The 21,474-nt window shown below is 62.0% G+C and carries 19 protein-coding genes and 1 pseudogene; 10 read left to right on the plus strand and 10 right to left on the minus strand.

Going from position 1 to position 21,474, the window contains the following annotated elements:
- Positions 1-28: 28 nt before the first annotated feature.
- The gene (locus GM668_RS08700) at positions 29-1,027 is read right to left on the minus strand and encodes a porin (RefSeq protein WP_155438569.1); all 999 of its coding nucleotides are present in this window, start codon (positions 1,025-1,027) and stop codon (positions 29-31) included.
- Between the two features lie 96 nt (positions 1,028-1,123).
- Entirely contained in the window at positions 1,124-2,395 is a 1,272-nt protein-coding gene (locus GM668_RS08705) for a dicarboxylate/amino acid:cation symporter (protein ID WP_155438570.1), read from the minus strand.
- 257 nt (positions 2,396-2,652) lie between these two features.
- On the opposite strand from GM668_RS08705, the gene GM668_RS08710 reads away from it, so the two are divergent.
- From GM668_RS08710 to GM668_RS08720, 3 genes are all read left to right on the plus strand, one after another.
- Positions 2,653-3,369 carry an alpha/beta hydrolase gene (locus GM668_RS08710; RefSeq protein WP_229499082.1) on the plus strand — a complete coding sequence of 239 codons (717 nt, stop codon included), beginning with the start codon at positions 2,653-2,655 and terminating at the stop codon, positions 3,367-3,369.
- Complete coding sequence (locus GM668_RS08715) at positions 3,366-3,773, plus strand: c-type cytochrome (protein ID WP_155438572.1); 408 nt, start codon at positions 3,366-3,368, stop codon at positions 3,771-3,773. Before GM668_RS08710 ends, GM668_RS08715 begins: the two co-directional genes overlap by 4 nt.
- Before the next feature lie 174 nt (positions 3,774-3,947).
- Positions 3,948-4,364: a KGG domain-containing protein gene (locus GM668_RS08720; protein ID WP_155438573.1), complete on the plus strand. Its 417-nt coding sequence runs from the start codon at positions 3,948-3,950 to the stop codon at positions 4,362-4,364.
- Between the two features lie 124 nt (positions 4,365-4,488).
- Here GM668_RS08720 and GM668_RS08725 read toward each other — a convergent pair whose 3' ends face one another.
- The 7 genes from GM668_RS08725 to GM668_RS08755 form a co-directional block, all read right to left on the minus strand.
- Positions 4,489-5,895, minus strand: coding sequence for a c-type cytochrome (locus GM668_RS08725; RefSeq protein ID WP_155438574.1), 1,407 nt, complete (start codon positions 5,893-5,895; stop codon positions 4,489-4,491).
- Positions 5,896-6,310: 415 nt separating this feature from the next.
- Positions 6,311-7,873 carry a methyl-accepting chemotaxis protein gene (locus GM668_RS08730; RefSeq protein WP_155438575.1) on the minus strand — a complete coding sequence of 521 codons (1,563 nt, stop codon included), beginning with the start codon at positions 7,871-7,873 and terminating at the stop codon, positions 6,311-6,313.
- A gap of 64 nt (positions 7,874-7,937) precedes the next feature.
- Positions 7,938-9,077 (minus strand): ABC transporter ATP-binding protein, encoded by a 1,140-nt coding sequence (locus tag GM668_RS08735; RefSeq protein ID WP_155438576.1) that lies wholly within the window; start codon positions 9,075-9,077, stop codon positions 7,938-7,940.
- Between the two features lie 13 nt (positions 9,078-9,090).
- Positions 9,091-9,972, minus strand: a complete 882-nt coding sequence (locus GM668_RS08740; RefSeq protein ID WP_155438577.1) for a carbohydrate ABC transporter permease — start codon at positions 9,970-9,972, stop codon at positions 9,091-9,093.
- Between the two features lie 65 nt (positions 9,973-10,037).
- The gene (locus GM668_RS08745; protein WP_155438578.1) at positions 10,038-11,036 is read right to left on the minus strand and encodes a carbohydrate ABC transporter permease; all 999 of its coding nucleotides are present in this window, start codon (positions 11,034-11,036) and stop codon (positions 10,038-10,040) included.
- Between the two features lie 176 nt (positions 11,037-11,212).
- Positions 11,213-12,451 carry an ABC transporter substrate-binding protein gene (locus tag GM668_RS08750; protein WP_155438579.1) on the minus strand — a complete coding sequence of 413 codons (1,239 nt, stop codon included), beginning with the start codon at positions 12,449-12,451 and terminating at the stop codon, positions 11,213-11,215.
- 43 nt (positions 12,452-12,494) lie between these two features.
- Positions 12,495-13,763 carry a maltoporin gene (locus tag GM668_RS08755; RefSeq protein WP_155438580.1) on the minus strand — a complete coding sequence of 423 codons (1,269 nt, stop codon included), beginning with the start codon at positions 13,761-13,763 and terminating at the stop codon, positions 12,495-12,497.
- A gap of 343 nt (positions 13,764-14,106) precedes the next feature.
- Between GM668_RS08755 and GM668_RS08760 the strand changes: the two genes are divergently transcribed.
- The 3 genes from GM668_RS08760 (at position 14,107) to GM668_RS08770 (ending at position 17,621) form a co-directional block, all read left to right on the plus strand.
- Positions 14,107-15,372 (plus strand): ABC transporter substrate-binding protein, encoded by a 1,266-nt coding sequence (locus GM668_RS08760; protein WP_155438581.1) that lies wholly within the window; start codon positions 14,107-14,109, stop codon positions 15,370-15,372.
- Positions 15,373-15,382: 10 nt separating this feature from the next.
- The gene (locus tag GM668_RS08765) at positions 15,383-16,096 is read left to right on the plus strand and encodes a response regulator (protein WP_371868674.1); all 714 of its coding nucleotides are present in this window, start codon (positions 15,383-15,385) and stop codon (positions 16,094-16,096) included.
- A 70-nt stretch (positions 16,097-16,166) separates the two neighbouring features.
- The gene (locus tag GM668_RS08770) at positions 16,167-17,621 is read left to right on the plus strand and encodes a sensor histidine kinase (RefSeq protein ID WP_155438800.1); all 1,455 of its coding nucleotides are present in this window, start codon (positions 16,167-16,169) and stop codon (positions 17,619-17,621) included.
- Positions 17,622-17,647: 26 nt separating this feature from the next.
- Here the strand turns inward: GM668_RS08770 and GM668_RS08775 are convergent, their stop codons facing one another.
- Entirely contained in the window at positions 17,648-18,196 is a 549-nt protein-coding gene (locus GM668_RS08775; protein WP_155438583.1) for a hypothetical protein, read from the minus strand.
- Positions 18,197-18,302: 106 nt separating this feature from the next.
- On the opposite strand from GM668_RS08775, the gene GM668_RS08780 reads away from it, so the two are divergent.
- The 4 genes and pseudogenes from GM668_RS08780 to GM668_RS08795 all read left to right on the plus strand — a co-directional run bounded on the left by GM668_RS08780 (position 18,303) and on the right by GM668_RS08795 (position 21,443).
- Complete coding sequence (locus GM668_RS08780; RefSeq protein WP_155438584.1) at positions 18,303-19,193, plus strand: LysR family transcriptional regulator; 891 nt, start codon at positions 18,303-18,305, stop codon at positions 19,191-19,193.
- A gap of 52 nt (positions 19,194-19,245) precedes the next feature.
- Positions 19,246-20,300 (plus strand): annotated as a pseudogene (locus tag GM668_RS08785) (serine endopeptidase).
- Between the two features lie 123 nt (positions 20,301-20,423).
- Positions 20,424-20,639: a hypothetical protein gene (locus GM668_RS08790; protein ID WP_155438585.1), complete on the plus strand. Its 216-nt coding sequence runs from the start codon at positions 20,424-20,426 to the stop codon at positions 20,637-20,639.
- Between the two features lie 27 nt (positions 20,640-20,666).
- Positions 20,667-21,443, plus strand: a complete 777-nt coding sequence (locus GM668_RS08795) for a GIN domain-containing protein (protein WP_371868665.1) — start codon at positions 20,667-20,669, stop codon at positions 21,441-21,443.
- The last annotated feature ends 31 nt before the right edge of the window (positions 21,444-21,474 follow it).

Consider the following 21,474-nt stretch of genomic DNA (forward strand, 5'->3'; position numbering starts at 1 on the left):
GCTCCATGATTAATCCTCGCCTGGTGGATTAAAACAGGTGACGCATGCCCAGGTTGAAGGCAGTCGGGGTATGGCCGTCATCAGTGGCATTGCCAACGGTGAATTTGGCGCCATTCTGGTTGTTGATATGGCCATACGCCGTGTACACGTCGGTGCGCTTGGACAGTGCATACATGTATGCGACGCCGAACTGGCGCGCATCCTGGTTCAATTTGCTGCGGTCCTGGTGGTCGACCACGGAACCCAGGAAGCGGTGTGGCCCGAATTCCGCGCTGACGCCGGCCAGCAAGTCGCGGCTGTCGGCGCCGGCGGCGCCGCGGTTTTGCACATAGGCCAGGTGGCCCGTGTAGGCGCCGACCGTGTAGCGCACGGTGGCCAGCGAATTGCGCGTATGGGCGTCCAGCACCGCGTCTTCCTTGCGATGGTGCGCCAGCACCACGGCCAGCGGGCCTTGCACGTAGTTGGTGGCTACGCTCAGCGAACGCTTGCGGGTGCTGTTGCCGGCCACTTCGCCAGCGCCATAGGTGGCGTCCAGCGCCCAGCCTGCGTAACGCAGCGACGAGAAGCTGATGGAGTTATCGATACGGCGTGGCGCGGCCATGATGTTCGGCGCCTGGCCGGCCAGGCCGTCTTCGAACGGGTCGGCCACGTCGCGCAGCGCTTTGTAATAGGCCGAGTACTGGCGGCCGACGCTGAGCGAGCCGAAGTCGCCGGACAGGCCGACAAACGACTGGCGGCCAAACGTCAGGCCGCCCTGGCCGGACGCGCCGGTATCAATGCCTACGCCGCCTTCGATGACGAAGTTGGCTTTCAAGCCGCTGCCCAGGTCTTCCGTGCCCTTGAAACCAATGCGGGAACCGGAATTGAGGCCGCTGCTGACGTAGGTATTGGTGCCGCCCACGCCGCCGCGTTCGATGACGATACCGCCATCGGCAACGCCGTAAATCTTGATGTTCGATTGCGCATGAACGGCGCTGCTGCCCAGCGACAGGATGGTGGTGGCGAGGGCGATTGCGGCGTATTTCATGTTGACTCCTTAGTATTGGTATAGGTGGTGTTCTATGTAAAGCGAGGGGTAAAGCTGGCCCGGTGCCTGCCGGGCCGGTATATCAATGAGCTGGCATCAGGCAGCGTGCGGGTAGGCGCGGTGTTCGTCCGCTTCCTGCTGGCCCAGCGCGCCTTCCCATTTCGCAACGACTGCGGTGGCAATGGCATTGCCGACAGCGTTGGTGGCCGAGCGGCCCATGTCGAGGAACTGGTCCACGCCCATCAGCAGCAGCAAGCCGGCTTCCGGAATGTTGAACTGCGTGAGCGTCGCGGCAATCACGACCAGCGATGCGCGCGGCACGCCCGCGATCCCTTTCGACGTCAGCATCAACAGCAGCAGCATGGTGATTTGCGTGCCGATCGACAGGTCGATGCCATAAGCCTGTGCAATGAACAGCACGGCGAAGGTGCAGTACATCATCGAGCCATCCAGGTTGAACGAATAACCCATCGGCATGACGAAGCTGGAAATGCGGCGCTGTACGCCGAACTTGTCCAGTGCCAGCAACAGTTTTGGATACGCGGCTTCCGAGCTGGCGGTGGAGAAGGCCAGCAGGAACGGTTCGCGGATCAGGCCCAGCAGCTTGAAGACGCGCGGACCAATGACGACGAAACCGGCGGCAATCAGCAAGCCCCACAGGCAAGCCAGCGCGAAGTAGAAGCCGCCCATGAATTTGGCGAACGTGGCCAGGATGCCCAGGCCGTTGGTGGTCACGACGGAAGCGGTCGCGGCAAACACGGCCAGTGGCGCCATGTTCATGATGGCGCTGGTGATGTTCAGCATCACTTGCGACAGTTCGTCAATCACAACCAGCAGGCGCTTGCCGGTTTCGCCCATGGCGCCCAGTGCGGAACCGAAGAAGATCGAGAACACCAGCACTTGCAGGATCTCGTTGTTTGCCATGGCTTCGATCGGCGATTTTGGCACCACGTGCGACACAAAATCTTTCAGCGTGAAGGCCGCGGTTTTCAGGCCGGTCGAGGCCGTGACTTCAGGCAGCGGCAAGCCCAGGTTGGTGCCGAGCTGGAACAGGTTGGACAACACCATGCCCAAGGTCAGCGACACCAGCGAGGCGCCCATGAACCAGACAAAGGCTTTGGCGCCGATACGGCCGGCGGCTTTGCCATCGGACAGGTTGGCGATGCCGACGGTCAGCGTCGAGAACACCAGCAGCGCAATGATCATTTTGATCAGGCGCAGGAAGATGTCCGTGATGAGAGAGATATGGCCGGAAATGGTGGCAGCGATTTTCTTGTCAGGGAAGATCGTGTGGCAGGCATAACCGACCGCGATACCGAGCAGCATCGCGACGAGGATGTAGAGAGTAATTGGGCGCTTTTTTTGCATAGCAGTCTCCGTTTTTGTGGGGATCCGCAGCGGGTAAGCCGCGGGGCTGGCTTCTTAATAGCAATCGCCGTGCCTGCTTGAAAAAATTCGTTACACTTTTGCAAGTCATTGTTTTATATAGTCATTTTCATGGGCGGCAGTGGGGTGTGTGCAAGCCGCGTATGAGGGCTTGGAAAGGGTGTGTGCGGGCTATCCGAATTCTTGGACGGCTGCGGCGGGCGTGTCTTAGAATGGCGCTTTTGCTAACGATCACCATCATGACGGCACGGATTGAGCAATTTGGCGTTCCCTTTGACGGCTGGACATTGCAGGGCGACCACTATGCCGGCGAGCGCAGCAACCACACAGTGCTGCTGCACGGGGCGGGCGCCAGCACGCGCCACATGCACCATTTGCTGCGGAACGCGCTGCAACAGCGCGGCGTGGGCACCACGTGCTTTGACTGCGTGGGACATGGCGAGACCGGTGGCGAATTATCGCAATCGTCGGTGGCCAGCCGCACGCGCCAGGCGCAGGCCGTGATCGCAGCGCGCCGCATCGAAGAGCCGCTGTCGCTGATCGGCATCAGCATGGGGGCGTACAACGCGATCCGGCTCACGCAATTGCATTCAGTGGAGGCACTGGTGCTGATGGTGCCGGGCGTGTACACACCGGCCGCGTATGACGTGCCGTTCGGGCCGGAATTTTCTGCCGTGATCCGGCGCGAGCGCAGCTGGGCTGACACGGATGCGTGGGATATCCTGGCGCACTTTGAAGGATCGCTACTGGTGGTGGCGGCGGAACACGACGCCGTGATTCCGCTGGAGATCCCTGAGCGGCTGGTGGCGTCGGCTGCACGTGCGCGGCAGCGTGAATTGATGGTGGTGGAGGGCGGACAGCACAACCGCGTATGGGCATTGCTGGCCGAGCAGCGGGAACGTTTTGATGCGGCGCTGGGCCGCGTGGTGGACACCCTGGAACAAGGGCAGCGATGAGGCGGACAATCGGATGGGCGGCGCTGCCACTGATGGCTGCGGCGGCCAGCGTGGCCGTGGACGTGCGGGCCGGCAGCGCACCGGCGGCCGCCGCGCTGGTGGGGAATGCCGAGGCAGGGCGGGCGGAGTTTGCCCGATGCCAGTGGTGCCATCAGGCGGGACCGTCGGCGCGCAGCGGGTTTGGTCCGCAATTGACGGGCATCGTGGGCCGCCGCGCCGGTGCAGCGACTGACTATAACTATTCGGCAGCGATGAAGAATTCCGGCATCGTGTGGACGGAGCCTGTATTGGCGGCCTTTGTGCGCTCACCGCAGAAAGTCGTCCCGGACAACAAGATGCGGTTCTGGGGTATCTCCGATGAGCAGCGCATCGCGAATTTGCTGGCTTACCTGCGCACCTTGTAACGGCTGTGTTCCTTTCTGGTGTGGACTAGTCCTACATGGATACCATGAGCACACCTACAGAATTCGATCGTTGAGCGGCTTAGGATGACGACTCCTTTAGCGCATCGCTCCGGAGCCCCAACAGGCAGCATGCCGATGCGCCAAAGGACAACCCAACCATTTATGGAGGATGTTATGGCTAACCAAGGTAACCAAGGTAACCAGGGCCGCGGCAAGGACGATGACGACCGCGGCGGCAATCGTGGCAATCAGGGTGGTTCGCAAGGCGGCAGCAAGCAGTCGGGCGACACCAGCAACCGCGGGTTTGCATCGATGGACCCGCAACGCCAGCGTGAAATCGCAGCGGAAGGCGGCCGGGCCGCTCACGCTTCCGGCCATGCGCACGAATTCACGTCGGAAGAAGCACGTGAAGCAGGCAGCCAGAGCCACAAAAACGACGGCAACAAGCAGTCGGGTTCCAGCGGCTCATCCGGCTCATCCGGCTCATCAGGTAGCGGTTCATCCGGCGGTTCGTCGGGCGGCACCCGTGGCGGCACGCCTGAACAGCACGCTGAAGCTGGCCGTCAAAGCCACAAAAACGACCGCAAGTAAGCGGTTCGGCTAAGTCCCGGCGCCGCAGCGGCGATGCCGGGCAGGCGGGTGCAATGCCCGCCCGTTACCTCTCCGGGCTGTACGGCAGGCTGCCCCGCCTGCCATGCAGCTCAACCACCTCCGCTTACTTACTGTACGTGATGCGGTACACCTTGCCCGCATGGTCATCGGACACCAGCAGCGATCCATCGGCCATCACCGCCAGGTCAACAGGGCGGCCGGTGACTTTTTCATCGCGCTGCAAGAACCCTTCCAGGAACGTGGTCTTGCTGACGGCCTTGTTGCCGTACAGCGTGACGAGGCTCACCTGATAACCGATCTTGTTATCGCGGTTCCACGAGCCATGTTCCGCGATAAAGATTTGATTGCGGTACATTTGCGGGAATTGCGTGCCCGTATAGAACGTCAAGCCCAGCGGCGCCACATGCGGCCCCAGTTGCGCAACGGGCGGCACATATTGTTCGCAGCTGTTGGCTTTGCCGAGTTTCGGATCGGGCAAGACGCCGCCGTGGCAGTACGGGAAGCCGAAGTGCAAGCCGGCTTTCGGCGCGACATTCAATTCGCACGACGGCATGTTGTCGCCCATTTCATCGGGGCCGTTATCGGTGAACCACAGCTCTTTGGTTTGCGGATGCCACGTGAAGCCGACCGTATTGCGGATGCCGCGCGCATATTCTTCCCAGCCGCTGCCGTCCGGGTTCATGCGCCACAGCTTCGAGTAAATCTCGCCTTCCTTGTCGCACGTGTTGCAGGGAGCGCCGACCGGCACGTAAATCTTGCCGTCCGGGCCAGCCTTGATGTATTTCTCGCCGTGCCACGTTTCTTTCGGCAAGTCGTCTTTGACGACCTTGTAGGCGGGCTTGCCGGCGTAGGTCTTGTCGATGTTGTCGAAGCGGATGATGCGGGAAATTTCCGCCACATATAAGGCGCCGTTCAGCATGGTGACGCCGATCGGATGCTGCAAGCCTTCCGCCACGGTGATGACGCGGTCGGCCACGCCATCCTTGTTGTCGTCCACCAGCGCGTAGACCTTGCCGGCCTTGCGCGAACCGACGTAGGTGATACCGCTATCAGAAACCGTCATGGAACGGGCGGTTTCCACATTGTCGGCATAGACGGCAATGTGGAAGCCCTTCGGCAATTTCAGGCCGGCCAGGTTGTCGCTGGAGGCAGGCTTGGCAGCGGCAACGGATGCGGTTGCCTTTGGCGCGGCCGCGATAAAGTCGGCAAGGTGGCTGATTTGCGCGGCGCTCAAGGTCTGCCCCCAGGCCGGCATCCCTTTGCCGGCAACGCCCTTGCTGATGGTGTTGACGAGGTTGGACTTGGTGGGGGCGCCGTGGATCCACGCGTGGTCGAGCAGTGTCGGGCCTGCGCCGCCTTCAAGTTTGGTGCCGTGGCATGACGCGCAATACGTCTGATACAGCTTTTCGCCTGCGGTGACGGAGGCGGATGGCGTTGCAGCGGCAAGCGCGGCAGCAGCAGGAACGAGGCAAAGCAGCGCGGCGGCACGCCGGAGCACGGATATTTTCATGGCAGTTTCAGTCGTTAGCGGAAAACTTCCATCTTACCAACTTGGCTGCCACCATGGGGTCAGACGTGCATTCATGCATTCCGCCCGTGGGGTCAGACGTGCATTCATGCATGCTTCGGCGCGGCATCGCAACTGCACGCATAGGCGTTTGCGTGTATGGACTTCGGGGCCAGTGCTTTTTTAACCCGTGTATCGGCAGCCTGGCCTGACTTCGATTCAGCGCGCGCCGGACCGGGATAGCAGTGTAAGCCATGCAGTGACAGCACAAGCGCGGCGCGGCAGTGAAATACACGCGGAAATACGCACGAATGCACGTCTGACCCCACGGGGGATATGCACGAATGCACGTCTGACCCCACAAAAAAAAGCCGGCGTGAGCCGGCTAAAGAGGGGTTGGAGGGAATCGGGGACGCGCTTACAGGCGGAATACCGCTGCCGTGCCGGCCAGCGCTTGCGCTTGTTCGCGCAGGCTCTGGGCTGCCGCTGCGGCTTGTTCTACCAGCGCTGCATTTTGCTGTGTCATGTCATCCATGCGGGCAATCACCTGGCTCACTTGCGCGATGCCGTCGCTTTGGCGCTGGCTGGCGTCGACGATATCGCGCATGTAGTCTTCCACCTGCCGTACGGCTGCCTCGATGCGGGGCATGGTGGCGCCCGCCGTATCGACTTGCGCGCCGCCCGTATCGATGCGGGAGACAGCGCCGCCGATCAGGGTCTTGATTTCCTTGGCCGCGCCGGCGCTGCGCTGGGCCAGCGAGCGTACTTCGCTGGCCACGACGGCAAAGCCGCGGCCTTGTTCACCGGCCCTGGCAGCTTCCACCGCCGCGTTCAGCGCCAGGATATTGGTCTGGAACGCAATGCCGTCAATCACACCGATGATGTCCATGATGCGGTGCGCATCGGCGCGGATATCCTGCATGGTTGCCACCGCCCCGGACATCGCCGCGCTGCCTTGCGCGGCGATCTGCGATGCCGATACGGCCAGTCGCGACGCCTGCTGCGCGTGGCCCGCGTTGGCGCGCACCGTCGATATCAGCGCTTCCATCGAACTGGCAGCCTGCTGCAAGGCGCCTGCCTGCGATTCCGTCCGCACCGACAGATCCGCATTGCCGCCTGCGATTTCACTCGACGCCACGCTGACCGTATCGGCGCCATTGCGCACCGTGCTGACGGTACGCGCCAGGCTGGCCCGCATGGAATGCAGCGCCGCCAGCAACTGGCCTGTTTCATCTTTCCTGCCGTGGCCCGGCAATTCCGCGCCCGCGCACAAATCGCCTGCCGCTACGCGCTGCGCCAGCGCCAGGGCCTGGCCCAGCGGCTGCGTAATGCTGCGCGCCAGGCGCCACGCGGCCAACATGGCAAACGCCAGCGCCACGGCGCAGACCAGGGCCATCAGCAGCATTGCATGGCGGCCCTGTTCATCAAACGCCGCCAGGCTGCGGCTGACATTGCGGTTTTGCAGGGCCGTCATGCGATCCAGCGCCCCCAGCCATTTTTCCTGCAGCGGCGCCACTTCCGTCGTCAATACGCGCAGCGCCTGCCCCGCGTTGAATTCCGTGACATAGGCTTGCGCCTGTGCGATTTGCGGAGCGCACGCCTGCGCAAAGCTGCGCATGTCGTCCAGCACGGCAGCGGACTCCGCATCAGGCGGCACACCTTGCATCGACGCCAGCAAGCGCTTTTCCGCTTCGGCATAGCGTGTTTGTTCCGCAACGACGCGCGCCATTTCCGACTGCATCTTTTGCAAATCGTTGGTGGCGCCCAGGTTGCGCGCCGCCTGTCCCTGGCGGAACAGCGCTTGGCGCATCGACGCCAGCTCCACCGAATGCGCGTTGCTGCGTTCGACCGCCTGCGCCATCCGGCTTTGCGCCGCCCGCGCCGACAACGCGCCGATAGAGGCCACCACGGCCATCAATACCAGCATCAGCCCGAACCCCAGCGCCAGCCGGTGGGCGATTTTTATCCCGTGCAGTTTCACTACCGTCTCCGCTGCGCCGGTCGTTGCCGGCGCATGTCGTTATCGAGCTTATACAAGTTTGCCGTTACATTGGCGCCATACCGATACGTAATTCGCTGGCCGGGTCGAAGAACACGGCTTTCGACAAGTCAAACGCCAGCCGCACATCGCCGCCCGGCAGTGCGCCGGCGCGCGGGTGCGTGCGGCACGTGGCGCGGATGCCGTTGAACCATGCGAACACCAGCGTGTCCGGCCCGGTCGGCTCCGTCATCTCGATGGTGCAATCAACTTCCGTCGGGTGGTAGCCTTCCGCCGTCGCGGCGCGGCGGGCGGATTCCGCGTCGGTCACGTGTTCCGGACGGATGCCGAGGATGACTTCCTTGTTCGCGTATTGCAGTAACGCGTTCGACGGGTCCGGCACCGGCAGCAACGTCGTGGTGCCCGCATGTTCCAGCGCGAACGCAATGCCGCTGCCATGCGCCGTCAAACGGCCGCGCAGGAAGTTCATCGAAGGCGAGCCAATAAAGCCTGCGACGTACAGGTTGTTCGGCAAGTCATAGATATCTTGCGGGCTGCCGAATTGCTGCACGACGCCGTCACGCATGACGGCAATGCGGTCACCCAAGGTCATGGCTTCAATCTGGTCGTGCGTCACGTAGACGATGGTGGCGCCCAAGCGCTGGTGCAGCAGCTTGATTTCAGCCCGCATTTCCACGCGCAGCTTGGCGTCGAGATTCGACAGCGGTTCGTCGAACAGGAACAGCGACGGATCGCGGGCAATCGCGCGTCCCATGGCCACGCGCTGGCGCTGGCCACCGGACAATTGCGCCGGCTTGCGGTCCAGCAGGTGCCCCATTTGCAGCGTATCGGCGACGCGGGCCACGATCTTGTCCTGCTCCTGCTGCGGCACTTTGCGGATACCCAGGCCGAACGAAATGTTTTCGCGCACCGTCATGGTCGGATACAGCGCATACGACTGGAACACCATTGCAATGTCGCGCTCTTTTGGCGGCACCTTGTTGACGACACGGTCGCCGATGGCGATTTCACCGTGCGTCACGGATTCCAGGCCCGCGATCATGTTCAGCAGCGTGGACTTGCCACAGCCGGAACCGCCAACGAGGATCAGGAACTGGCCATCCTCGATATCGAGGTCGATGCCCTTGAGGATTTCTGCGCCATTCGGATACACCTTGCGCACGTTGCGGATTGATAAGCTTGCCATGTTTGTCTCCTAATTATCCCTTGACGGCGCCGGCAGTCAGGCCACGCACGAAGTATTTACCTGCGACCATGTAGATCACGAGGGTCGGCAGTGCCGCGATAATGGCTGCCGCCATGTTGACGTTGTATTCAGTCACGCCAGTCGACGTGTTGACGAGGTTATTCAGCGCCACGGTAATTGGCTGCGCATCGGCGCCGCCAAACACCACGCCAAACAGGAAGTCATTCCAGATTTGCGTGAATTGCCAGATGAAGCACACCATGAAAATCGGCAGCGACAGCGGGAAGATGATGCGGCGGTAGATCATGAAGAAGCCTGCGCCATCGATACGCGCGGCATTGACCAGTTCATCGGGCACCGTCACGTAGTAATTGCGGAAGAACAGCGTGGTGAAGGCGATGCCATAAATGATGTGCACCACCACCAGGCCCGTCGTCGTATTGGCCAGGTCCGCCATGCCCAGCAGGCGCGCCATCGGCAAGATCACGACCTGGAACGGGATGAAGCAGCCCACCATCAGCGCCGTGAACACGACGTTGTGGCCGGGGAAGCGCCAGTGCGCCAGCACATAGCCGTTGAGCGAACCAATCAGGCTGGAAATCAGCACGGCCGGCACCACCATTTGCACGGAATTCCAGAAGTAGGGCGCCAGGCCCTCGCAGCGCACGCCGGTGCAAGCCGTTGACCACGCCTTGCTCCATGCCGCCGTGGTTGGGGCCAGCGGGAAGTCCAGCAAATTGCCGTCGCGGATCTGGTCCAGCGTTTTTACGGACGTGGTCAGCATCACATACAGCGGCGCCAGGTAATACAGGGCCACCAGCACCAGCAGGGTATAGATGGCGACACGGCCGATGGTGATGCGTTCACCATCGAGGGATTGGATATCAGAGGGCATGGCAGTCTCCTCCTGTTTCCATGTGCAGCGACAATATTGCGGAAGTTCGCAGGTTGAGGTTGATATCAGCGGCCATGGCGGGCTCCTTTTGTTTCCAGGTACATCAGCGGCACCAGCACGGCCAGCACGGTGGCCAGCATCATCATGGCGGAAGCGGCGCCCAGGCCCAGCTGGCCGCGGGTGAATGAAAATTGATACATGAAGATGGCGGGAACGTCGGACGATGTGCCCGGACCGCCCGCCGTCAGCGCCATCACCAGGTCGAAGCTCTTGATGGCAATGTGCGCCAGCACCAGCAGCACGGAGAAAAAGACTGGACGCAGCGACGGAATCACGATGCGGCGGTAAATTGTCGGCAGGCTGGCGCCATCGACCATGGCCGCCTTGATGATGGAATCATCGACACTGCGCAGGCCGGCCAGGAACAGCGCCATCACGAAGCCGGACGATTGCCACACGCCGGCAATCACCACTGTGTAAATGGCCATGTCGGAATTGACCAGCCAGTCAAACGTGAAGTTCGTGAAGCCCCAGTCGTGCATCATTTTTTCCAGGCCCAGGCCGGGATTCAAAATCCACTTCCATGCCGCGCCGGTCACGATGAACGACAGCGCCATCGGGTACAGGTAAATTGCGCGCAATGCGCCTTCGTGGCGGATGCGCTGGTCCAGCAGCACGGCCATCATCAGGCCGATGGCCAGGCATACGAGGATGAACAGGCCGCCGAAAATACCGAGGTTGGAGGCGGACACCCACCAGCGCTCGATGCCGAACAGGCGCTCATACTGCACCAGGCCGGCGAATTCAAAATTGGGCATCATGCGCGATTCGGTCAGCGACAGGTACGCGGTCAGCGCAATGAAACCATAGACAAAGACCAGCGACGCAACGATGGTGGGCGACAGCACGAGGCGCGGCAGCCACTCATCGGCCAAGGCGCCGAAGCGGCTGGTGGCGGGAAGCGATGGGGGAACGTAACTGTCGTTGGCGGCGCTGCGCGGGGGCGGCGCTTTGGCGGGCGGCGCAACGGGCCGCACGGTGGAAGAAAGGGGTGTTGCGGACATGGTGAATCTCCTGGGAACTTTGCTGTGACGTGATCGTCACTCGTAGGGCGGTTTGGCCGGGAGGCCAAGCCGCCATGCATGCGCCGCTGGCGGCGCCTGGCGGCCCTGCCTCGACGGCAGAACCGCCCTACGGAGTGTGGCCTGCCGGCTTTTACAACGGGACAGGCCACAGGGCATTACATGGTTTTCGCAGCCTTCGCCAGCGCTTGCACTGCTGCCTGCGGCGTCATGGTGGTGCTCATGAACTTGGCGATCACGTCCTGGATCGCGCCTGCCTTGGCCGTGTCAACTGCCATGCCGTGCGCCATCGATGGCACCAGGCCGCCGCCTTTGCTGGTGGACGCCATGTCATCCATCGACTTGGTGGCGCAGCTGTCGAATTTGGTGCGCGGCACGCCGGCGCGGACCGGGATAGAACCCTTGTTCAAGTTGAACACTTCCTGGAATTCAGGGCTCATCACGGCATTGGCCAGCGTCAGCTGCGCTTTCTGGTCGTCGGCGCCCTTCATCTTGAACATCGCCAGCGAGTCGATGTTGAAGGTGAACGCTTTTTCCGTGCCCGGCGCTGCCATGCACAGGTAATCCTTGCCCGGCACTTTGCCCGCCGCCGAGAATTCACCCTTGGCCCAGTCGCCCATGAATTGCATGCCGGCCTTGCCGTTGATGACCATGGCGGTGGCCAGGTTCCAGTCGCGGCCCGCCGCATCCTTGTCGATGTAGGTCTTGATGCGGGCCAGCGTTTCAAAGCTTTTCACCATGGTCGGGCTGGTCAGGCTGGCCTGGTCCAGCTGCACCAGCGCTTTCTTGTAAAAGTCGGCGCCGCCCGTGCCCAGCACCACGGATTCAAACAGGGTCGCATCCTGCCATGGCTGGCCGCCGTGGGCCACGGCCACCATGCCGGCCTTCTTGATTTTTTCGGCCGCGTCAAAGAATTCATCGAAGTTCGTTGGCGCCTTGGCGCCGGCTTTCGCCAGCACGGCAGGATTGACCCACAGCCAGTTCACGCGGTGCACGTTGACCGGCACAGCCACGTAATGGCCCTTGTACTTCATCACATTGGTCACGACAGGCGGCAGGTTCGCATCCCACTTGCCATCGGCGGCTGCCTGGTCGATGTTGGCCAGCACGCCTTCCTGGCCCCATTCCTGGATAGACGGGCCCTTGATTTGCGCGGCGGTCGGCGCGCTGCCGGCCATGACACGGGCTTTCAGCGCAGTCGCAGCATTTTCACCGCCGCCGCCAGCCACGGCGAAGTCTTTCCATGCCACGCCTTTGGCTTCCATCATTTTCTTCAGTTCCGCAGCGGACTTGGCTTCGCCGCCGGACGTCCAGTAGTGCAGCACTTCCACTTGCGGCGCCGCTTGCGCCGAACCGGCAGCCAGCATAGCTGCCAATACGAGGGTCTTGAGTTTCATGTCTTGTCTCCGAAAGTTTTATCAGCGATTGCTTTATCAGTGATTACCACCAGGCTTCCATGTGCAGGCCATACGACACGCCGCTCGTGTCCTTGCCATACACAGGGCCGGAATTGTTGAAGGCGTTGACGAGCGCCGTCGCCGCGTTGTTCCACTTGCCATAGCTGACGAAGAAGCGCAACTGAGGACGCGACCAGTAGTCACGGCCCAGGCCCAGGGTCGGCGCCAGCGTCACTTTCGTCAGGCGCGCCGTGCCGGGTGTTGCGTCGGCTTTCAGGGTGGTGACACCCAGTTCACCCTGCAGCTTGAAGTTGTCGCTCAGCGCATAGACAGGACGGGCGCCCACGGTAGTCCACGTGGTGGAACCGGTCTTGTCATTCTTGTCGCGCTGGTACAGGGCCACGAATTCCATCGAGTAATCGCGGGTAGGCTGGATCCACAGGGAATCGAAGATGCGCAGGCGGGTGTAGTCAGAACCCAGCAGCGTGCTGCCCGATGGGCCGATACGGGCGCAGCATGGGCCATTGATGCCGGTGCCGGGGCCGACGCCATATTGCACGCCGACCGTGTTGCCGCCGCCGAGTACCTTGTCCTGGCGGTGGAACACCGACAATTGCCAGCCGCCGTGCGTGTTCTTGTCGTTGCCGTCGGCGGAAATGATGGACGCTGCGAAGTCCAGCGTGCCATCCTGGTTGACCGGCAAGCCTTCGTAGTTGATGTTTTGGCGGATCGCGGCCGACGAGCTGGTGACTTTGCCCGTCAGCGGGTCGGTGGTGTTGAAATCATTGTCCTTGAAGAAAGCGTAGCTGATTTTGCCCGGGCCTACTGGATAACGGTCGATACCGCCGCCCGTGCCGTTTTCATTGATATATTGCAGGTCCAGCATGTGGATGTCGGGACGCATGTAGTAGCGCTTGCCGATCCACGCGACGCCGCCATTCAATTCCGGCACGTTGCGCGCTTCCACGTAGGCTTTGGCCAGGCCCAGTTTCGCGTCGCCGAAGTCGGAACTGTTTTTGTAAGCGCTGGCCCACAGCGTGGCCACGAAACTGGCGCCGTTGGCGGCCTTGGCGACTTCCTTGGTATAGCCGCCTTCAAAATAGCTGTCGCACTCGTTACCGAGGCGGTACGACATGGTGATGCCGCCCAGGCCATAGCAGCTTTGCGTGCCGCCATGGTTGCTGGTGCCGACGCCTGCGCGCAGGTAGCCGTGGAAGCCTTCGTTATCGTGGTCGCTGGCCTGGACCGCGCCGCAGGAAACGGCAAGAGCGATAGCGGCGGGCAGGGTCTTCAGGAGGGTATTGCGGTTCATCGTTGTGAGTCTCCGGTTTGTTGTTTTCAGTGCTGCTGGTACGGACAATAACCGTGGAAAAAATGTGATTCCAGCAAAGCCCGGAGAGGCTCTTGTTTGTATGTTAAGTACTTGATTTGCTTGAATTAAGTTATTTCTCGGCGGCGCGCGCGCTAACATATCCTTACAATGCTCCCAGTGCGGGCGGCGGCGGCGGCTGCAACATTTCGCAATAAATCGTTGCGCTTCTTTGCAAAATGCTTCGCATCCTTACCAACGATCCAATCAATCAATGAGTTATAGTCTGACCCGCACCACAGAATGCAAAACTACAAGGACCGGACAACGAGCCGGCTCGGAGCACATGACGGAGACGAACCGCGCACCAGTAATCGCAGCACTTGCCGTTGCCGCCTGCTTTATTGCCGGCGGCGCGCCTGCGCGCGCCGATTCGCTGCAGGTGCTGCACTGGTGGCAATCCGCCAGCGAACGCAAAGCCGTTGATTTGATCGCGGCGCGCCTGGCCGAACAAGACAATATTGGCTGGCGCGACGGCATGGTGCCCAGCGGATCCGGCGCGGCGGCCGCCATCGTGCTACGCAGCCGCATGCTGGCCAAGGATGCGCCGGAAGTTGCGCAAGTCAACGGCATCGTGATCCGGGACTGGGCACGGCTGGAATTGTTGCAGAACCTCGATGCGGTGGCGCAAGCGGGCAAGTGGGACAAGGTGCTGCTGCCGGCCGTGGCCGAAGCGATCCAGTCCGATGGCCATGTCTATGCGGCGCCCGTCGGCATCCACCGTATGAATAACCTGTTCTACAACCGCAAATTGCTGGCGCGCACCGGACTGGCGGCGCCGGCCACGTGGGATGATTTCGAACGGGTGGCCGCGAAATTGCAGCAGCTGGGCGTAACGCCGCTGGTGCAAAGCAGCGAGCCTTGGCAGGTGGCGGGATTATTTGAAACATTGGTGCTGTCGGAAGGGGCGGCGTTTTACCGCAGCCTGTTCCAGCAGCGCGATGCGGCGGCCTATAGCGATGCGCGGCTGGCGTCCGCGCTGAACCGCTTGCGCAGCCTGAAGAAATGGATGGGTCCCGCGATTGCCGAGCGCACGTGGGATGCCGGCGTGCGTGAACTGGCCGAAGGCCGCGCGGCCATGATGGTGATGGGCGACTGGGCCAAGGGGGAGCTGATGGCGCGCGGACTGGCGGTGGATGACGGCTTTGGCTGCGCCACCGTGCCGGGCACGGAACGCTACCACTTGTACAACATCGATACGCTGTCGATGCTGGTGGCGCGCAATGCGCACCGGGGCAACCAGGAAAAGCTGGCCGCGCTGATTGTCACGCCGGCGCTGCAAAATGACTACAACCAGATCAAAGGGTCGATTCCCGTATTGCGCAACGCGCCGGTGGCAAAAATGGATGCGTGCGCGCGGGCATCGTGGAAGTTGTTTACCAGCGGTCCGGAAGCGCAGGTGCCCAGCCTGGTGCACCGCATGGCCACCGATGAAACCGTGCGCGACGCCATCGTGGCGGAAGTGCACCGGTATTTTCTAGATGACCATGTCAGCGTGGCCGATGCGCAGCGCCGGCTCGGGGCGATTGCCCGCACCTACACGAAAAATTAAATTGAGCTGCATTATGCGAAAAATCCTTATCGTCGACGACGACCAGAAAACCCGGACCCTGCTGAAAACGTACCTGGAAAAAAACCAGTATGAAGTGTACCTGGCCCATAACGGCGAATCGTTCCTCGCGGAATTCAACCGCTACGCGGACGAGTTGTCGCTGGTGATCCTGGATGTCATGCTGCCCGATACTGATGGCTTCGTGCTGTGCAAAACCGTGCGGCACCGGTCCAACGTGCCGATCATCATGCTCACTGCCAGTTCCGATGAAACCGACCGCGTGGTGGGGCTGGAACTGGGGGCCGATGATTATGTGTCGAAGCCGTACAGCCCGCGCGAGCTGCTGGCGCGCATTAAAGCCATACACCGGCGCACCGGCATGGATAGCGCCGCGGCGCCGCGCTATTACCGTTTCGTCGGCTTTACGCTGGACACGGTGGAGCGCACCGTGACGGACCCGAACGGCAACCTGGTGCCGCTGACGGGCCTGGACTTCCAGCTGCTCAAATACTTTGTCGAACACGCGGGCGATATCCTCGACCGCAGCGCGTTGTGTGAAGGCACGCGGGGACGCGATTCAGGGCCGCTGGACCGTTTCCTCGACGTGCAGATTTCCCGGCTGCGGCTGCGCCTCAATGATGGCGGCAAGCACCCACTGCTGATCAAGACGGTGCGCGGCGCCGGTTATGTCTTTTCTGCCGATGTGACGTCGTCCAATGCTTAGTGAACACCACCGGCCGGCCGCGCCGGCGCCCGCGCCGCAGGCTGTGCGCCATGTGCCGCGCTGGCAGCGCATGCTGCAGCGTTTGCTGCCGCAATCGCTGTGGGGACGCCTGACCTTGGTGATGGTCATCGGCGTGCTGTTGACGCAATTGGCGGGCAATTTCATCTGGGCCACGCAGCGCCGCGCAGAAGCGCTGGCGGAAGTGGCGACCGCTTCGCAGCATGTGGGGAAAAGCGCGGCGGGCGCAGTGCGGTTTTTTCTCAGCCTGCCGCCGAATTACCGGCCGCTGATTTTGCAGCAATTCCGCGAAATGGGCGGTACGCGTTTTTTTGCCAACATCATTGATGCGCCAGTCGATGTGGAACCCATTACAGGACAGGAATTGGCCGATGCGGCGCTGGCGCATTTGCGCGTGTCGATGAAGGATGCGCTGCCGAACACGCCGGACATCCGCATGTCTTTTACGTGGCTGGAACGCTTGCCGGCGCGGCGCGACGTCATGCTGACGGATTTGCCCGAAGCGTGGACGCAGCAAGTGCGCCTGGCCCGTCCGGCGCCCGTATTGGTGATCCAGGCCGAACTGGAGCCTGGCAACTGGCTGTACCTGGCAACCTTGATGCCGAATCCGTATTTCCTGGAAACAGGCAATCCGCTGACGCGCGACCGGCTGCTGCTGCAGGCGCTGTCGCTGGCGGCTGTGCTGCTGCTGTCGATACTTGTCGTGCGCTGGATTACCAGGCCGCTGGCGGCATTGTCGGAAGCGGCGGCGGCATTTGGCCGGGGAGAAAATCCGCCTGCGCTGCCGGAAACCGGGTCGCGTGAATTCATCAATACGGCGCGTGCGTTTGACGCGATGCGCCAGCGTATCCAGCGCTATATCGACGACCGCGAAAAATTGTTTGTGTCGATTTCACACGACTTGCGCACGCCCATCATGCGCCTGAAGCTGCGCACGGAATTGCTCGACGATGAAGCGATGCAGGCGGAATTCCATGACGACCTCGATGAACTGGACATGATGGTCAAAGGGGCGCTGCAAACCGTCAAGGACAGCGATATCCATGAAAACCCGACGGAAGTGCGGCTCGATGCGCTGCTGGGGCGCATGGTGCGCGATGCGCAACTGGCGGGACATGAAGTCACGTTCAATGCGTCCGGCTTGACAGTCACGGCGAAACCGCTGGCGCTGAAGCGCGCCATTGGCAACTTGCTCAACAACGCGCTGCACTATGGACAGCAAGTGGAACTGGCTGTGCGCGAGAAGGGCGGCAATATTGAAATTGTCGTGCGCGACCACGGGCCCGGCGTGCCGGAGGAAGCGCTGGCCGAATTGTGCGAACCCTATGTGCGGCTGGAGCATGGCCGCAGCCAGAATGCCGGCGGCATGGGATTGGGGCTGGGCATTGCACGGGGGATCGTGCAAGCCCATGGCGGCGAACTGGCGCTGGCCAACGCGCCGGGAGGCGGCTTCATGGCCACCATCAGTTTGCCGGGCGGGGCGTTCAATCCTGAGCATGCGGTCTGACATCCTGGTGCGGCTTCATCGCCCCCTTACTTTGCCAATGTTTTGTCGGTGCGGCGCAGCCACGCTTCGTGGATCACGTGCCATGTCGCGCCGCCATCCGTGGTGCTGTCCCAGCGGTGATGCACGCCGCCTGCCTCCGGCTCCCACACGGTGCGGTGCAGCTCGCGTTCGCCCTGGTCGTTGACGAAATAACCGGTCATCAGCATGCGGCCGCCCTGCCAACCGCCGCCGATCGGCGCGAAATTGCCGCGCGCGCTGGTCCACACGTGGCGCCACAGCCGGTGCTTGCGGTCATACATGCTCAAGCTGGTGCCGGCGCCGTTTTCCGGGCCATTGCCGCGCCACCATTCCTGCAGCACGCACCCCTGTTCGATTTTTTCAATCAGGGTATGGCCCAGCAATTTGCCGTCGCGGTCGTACGCTTCCCAGTTTCCCACCCAGAAATCGAATTGCCGGTATTCGTCCGTGCCACAGGACGGCGATGGTGGCGATGACGGCGCTGGCGCGGCGGCGTATGAAGCGCTCGTGGCTGCAATGGCCGTCATGGCCAATGCGCATACAATGTGACGGATCATGAATTTCTCCCTGGACAATGACTGAATCAATGGATGCATTGTCAGGGCCCTGGCTGGGCGGCGACAGGCGCCGGATGAACACCATGCTTTCAGTATTGAACAACGCATGAACACACACAAGCTTGCATGGAACGATTTCCAGGTGCTGCTGGCCGTGGCGCGCCATGGCTCGCTGTCGAAGGCGGCCGAAGCGCTGGGCTCCAGCCATCCCACGCTGTTTCGCCGTATCCGCGCCATTGAAATCGCCGTCGGCGCCACGCTGTTCGAGCGCAGCCGCCAGGGTTACCGTGCCACGGAGGCGGCGGCGGCGTTGCTGGCGCTGGCGGGGGAGTTCGAACAGCGCCTGCATGAGCTCGACCGCGACAGTGCGCTGGCCGCCGAAGGACGCCTGACGGTGACCACCACCGAGACGCTGGTGCCGCACGTGGTGCCGCCGCTGCTGGCGCGCTGCCGCGCCGCATTGCCGAAGGTGAGCATCAATCTCTTGATCGATGAGCGGCTGGCCAATATCCGCCAGCGTGAAGCGGACATCGCGCTGCGCGCCGGCGGCGAGCCGGAGGGCGACCTGATTGGCCGCGTCGTGTGCGATATCGGCGTGGCAATGTATGCGCCGCTGGATTGGCCTGCCGTCGATACCGCCGCGCTGCAGCGGCAGCCATGGATCACGGTCGACGACACACTGGCGCACCTGGCGTCGTCGCGCTGGCTGCAAGCGCAGGGGCTGATACAGCGCGCGGCGGTGCGCTGTTCCAGCACGCTGGCCGTTGCGCGGCTGATGGAAGCCGGCTTGGGCATCGGCATCCTGCCCTGCTACCTGGGCGACTCCAGCGCGCAGCTGCGGCGCATTTCTCCGCCGCTGCCCGAATTCCGCTCTCAGTTGTGGCTGCTGACACCGCGCCAGTTGCGCGGCGTGCCGCGCGTGTCGGCCGCACTGGAATGCCTGACGGCCGGCTTGCGGGACATGGCGGACTTGTTTGAAGGGCGGCGCGGCCTCTGAACGCGTTGCTAAAATGCGTTATCATTGAGATAACTATTCCCCGGAGGTACCCATGAGTAAAGCCCTGCGCCTGTCTGAAAAATGGTTCCAGCGTGGCTTGTGGCTGGTCGCGTTTGCGTTTGCCGGCTTCTTGATCGGCCTGGGCGGCAAGATCGTCGACAACCTGGGGACGGTCGAGCAGCCGCTGGCGCTGGAACAATTCATGGATCCGCAGCGCACGCCCGCCGTGCGCGAAGCGCTGAGGCAGGAAGAGGCCAGGCTGTCCGCAGCCGGCAAGGCGCTGGAGCAGGCGCGCCAGCAGCATCAGGTGGCGCAAGCCAATACGCAGTCGGCCCGTGAAACGTTCGATAACTGGCTGGCCACGCGCCATGCCACCGCCAGGCCGGAACAAGACCCGGAACTCATCAAACGCACGCAGCAGCTTGACAGCCTGAAAGCCGACGAGCGCAAGGCGCTCTCTGCCGTGGAAGCGCAGGAACAGGCGCACCTCGATGCATCGCAAGCGAAAGATAAAGCCCAGCAGGAATGGGACAGGCTGGCCGAGGCGGCGCAGGGCGCCTACCAGTCCGCCTTGCGGGCGCAGGAATTGCGCGTCTTCGGCTACCGCCTGATGCTGACCTTGCCGTTGCTGATTGCTGCCATCTGGCTGTTCCGCAACAAGCGCAAGAGCCAGTACTGGCCGTTTGTGTGGGGCTTTATTTACTTTGCAGCGTTTGCGTTCTTGTCGAACTGGTGCCGTACCTGCCCAGCTATGGCGGCTATGTGCGCTACCTCGTCGGCATTTTGCTGACAGTGCTGATCGGGCGCCAGGCAATTGTATCGCTGCAGCGCTACCTGGACCGGCAAAAGGCAGCGGAAGCGCTGCCGGACAGCCAGCGCCGCCGGACGTTATCGTATGACGTGGCGCTGGCGCGGCTGGACAAGGGTGTCTGTCCCGGCTGCGAACGCCCAGTCGACTTGAAAGACCCGTCGCGCGACTTTTGCCCCCACTGCGGTATCGGCCTGTTCAACCACTGCGGCGCCTGCAGCGCCCGCAAGAGTGCGTTCAGCCGGTTTTGCCATGCTTGCGGCACGCAGGCCAGCCCTGAAAACAGTGAAATGGCCTGAAAACCGACGTCTGGTCCCCGTTTTTTGCAGTTCATCGCAATCCTGATCTGAATCAAAGGGCGTATCGGTATAGTTCAACCATACCGCAATACTTCAGCAATCACAGATCAGGGGAGAATAAAAATGAATATCGCTAAAAACATGGAAATCATCTTCGTAGCCGCCGCGCTGGTAGTGGGCTTGACGTCGGAAGCGCTGGCGCGCCCTGCAAAACGTCCGGCAACGACGCTGGAACAGCCATCGTATGTGGCCAGCCCGGACATCGCCGGCAAAGTGCCGGTCGTCGTCGTGTCGGCCAAGCGCCTGACTGCGGCAGAAAAGGCGGGCTTCGCGGGTTAATCCGGCAGTGATCGAGAGGAACCCGCTATGTTAATGAAATCTTTCCGCTTCGGCGCGCTGCTGGCCATCCTGGGCTTTTTTGCAGGTTCAACCATGGAAGCCAATGCCGCCGATGAAAACACGACGGAATCCCGCGCCATTGATGCGCGCGTCGTACGCGTCAAGCTCGACGGTGTAATTGACTTGAAGTTACGGCGCGGCGATACGCCATCGCTGACCGTCACCGGAGACAAACGCTACGTCGCCAAAATCACGACAGTACAGGCAGGCGATACCTTGCACCTGGACTCGGAATCACACGGTTTCAAGTTTGGCCGCAATACAGTCAAGGCTGAGCTGGTGTTGCCATCGCTGCGTGAACTGGTGTCCGAAGGCGTGGGTACGACGGACGTGTCTGGCTTTTCAGGCGACGAAATCCAGCTGACCCTGGATGGCGCGGGCAGCATGAAGGTCTCGTGTGACTACCGCAATATCCGCGCAAACCTGGGCGGTGTGGGCAACATGCACGTGTGGGCGGCGGACAACGACAGCATCGAACTGGATTTGCAGGGCGCCGGCTACATCACGCTGGGTGGACGCAGCAAGACCCTGAAAGCCAGCCTGGGTGGATTGGGTGGATTGAATGCGCAGCAATTCCAGGCAGACAGCGTGACCATTGATTTGAGCGGCCTTGGCAATGCGACCGTGACGGCGAAGCAAAACGCCACCTTGAGCCTGTCCGGGCTGGGTTCCGTCACTGTCTACGGACAGCCGCAAAACCGCAATGTCAGCGTCGATGGCCTGGGCAAGGTGCGCTGGAAATAATGTATCGGTCATCGGAAGAGACAACCGAAAA

The organism is Pseudoduganella ginsengisoli (assembly GCF_009720865.1).
GTDB lineage: Bacteria > Pseudomonadota > Gammaproteobacteria > Burkholderiales > Burkholderiaceae_D > Rugamonas > Rugamonas ginsengisoli.

Excerpts from the sequence above, each read along its gene's own strand:
- GM668_RS08700 (WP_155438569.1), bottom strand. The coding sequence starts at position 1,027 with ATGAAATACGCCGCAATCGCCCTCGCCACCACCATCCTGTCGCTGGGC.
- GM668_RS08705 (WP_155438570.1), bottom strand. The coding sequence starts at position 2,395 with ATGCAAAAAAAGCGCCCAATTACTCTCTACATCCTCGTCGCGATGCTG.
- GM668_RS08710 (WP_229499082.1), top strand. The coding sequence starts at position 2,653 with ATGACGGCACGGATTGAGCAATTTGGCGTTCCCTTTGACGGCTGGACA.
- GM668_RS08715 (WP_155438572.1), top strand. The coding sequence starts at position 3,366 with ATGAGGCGGACAATCGGATGGGCGGCGCTGCCACTGATGGCTGCGGCG.
- GM668_RS08720 (WP_155438573.1), top strand. The coding sequence starts at position 3,948 with ATGGCTAACCAAGGTAACCAAGGTAACCAGGGCCGCGGCAAGGACGAT.
- GM668_RS08725 (WP_155438574.1), bottom strand. The coding sequence starts at position 5,895 with ATGAAAATATCCGTGCTCCGGCGTGCCGCCGCGCTGCTTTGCCTCGTT.
- GM668_RS08735 (WP_155438576.1), bottom strand. The coding sequence starts at position 9,077 with ATGGCAAGCTTATCAATCCGCAACGTGCGCAAGGTGTATCCGAATGGC.
- GM668_RS08740 (WP_155438577.1), bottom strand. The coding sequence starts at position 9,972 with ATGCCCTCTGATATCCAATCCCTCGATGGTGAACGCATCACCATCGGC.
- GM668_RS08745 (WP_155438578.1), bottom strand. The coding sequence starts at position 11,036 with ATGTCCGCAACACCCCTTTCTTCCACCGTGCGGCCCGTTGCGCCGCCC.
- GM668_RS08750 (WP_155438579.1), bottom strand. The coding sequence starts at position 12,451 with ATGAAACTCAAGACCCTCGTATTGGCAGCTATGCTGGCTGCCGGTTCG.
- GM668_RS08755 (WP_155438580.1), bottom strand. The coding sequence starts at position 13,763 with ATGAACCGCAATACCCTCCTGAAGACCCTGCCCGCCGCTATCGCTCTT.
- GM668_RS08760 (WP_155438581.1), top strand. The coding sequence starts at position 14,107 with ATGACGGAGACGAACCGCGCACCAGTAATCGCAGCACTTGCCGTTGCC.
- GM668_RS08770 (WP_155438800.1), top strand. The coding sequence starts at position 16,167 with ATGCTGCAGCGTTTGCTGCCGCAATCGCTGTGGGGACGCCTGACCTTG.
- GM668_RS08775 (WP_155438583.1), bottom strand. The coding sequence starts at position 18,196 with ATGATCCGTCACATTGTATGCGCATTGGCCATGACGGCCATTGCAGCC.
- GM668_RS08780 (WP_155438584.1), top strand. The coding sequence starts at position 18,303 with ATGAACACACACAAGCTTGCATGGAACGATTTCCAGGTGCTGCTGGCC.
- GM668_RS08790 (WP_155438585.1), top strand. The coding sequence starts at position 20,424 with ATGAATATCGCTAAAAACATGGAAATCATCTTCGTAGCCGCCGCGCTG.
- GM668_RS08795 (WP_371868665.1), top strand. The coding sequence starts at position 20,667 with ATGTTAATGAAATCTTTCCGCTTCGGCGCGCTGCTGGCCATCCTGGGC.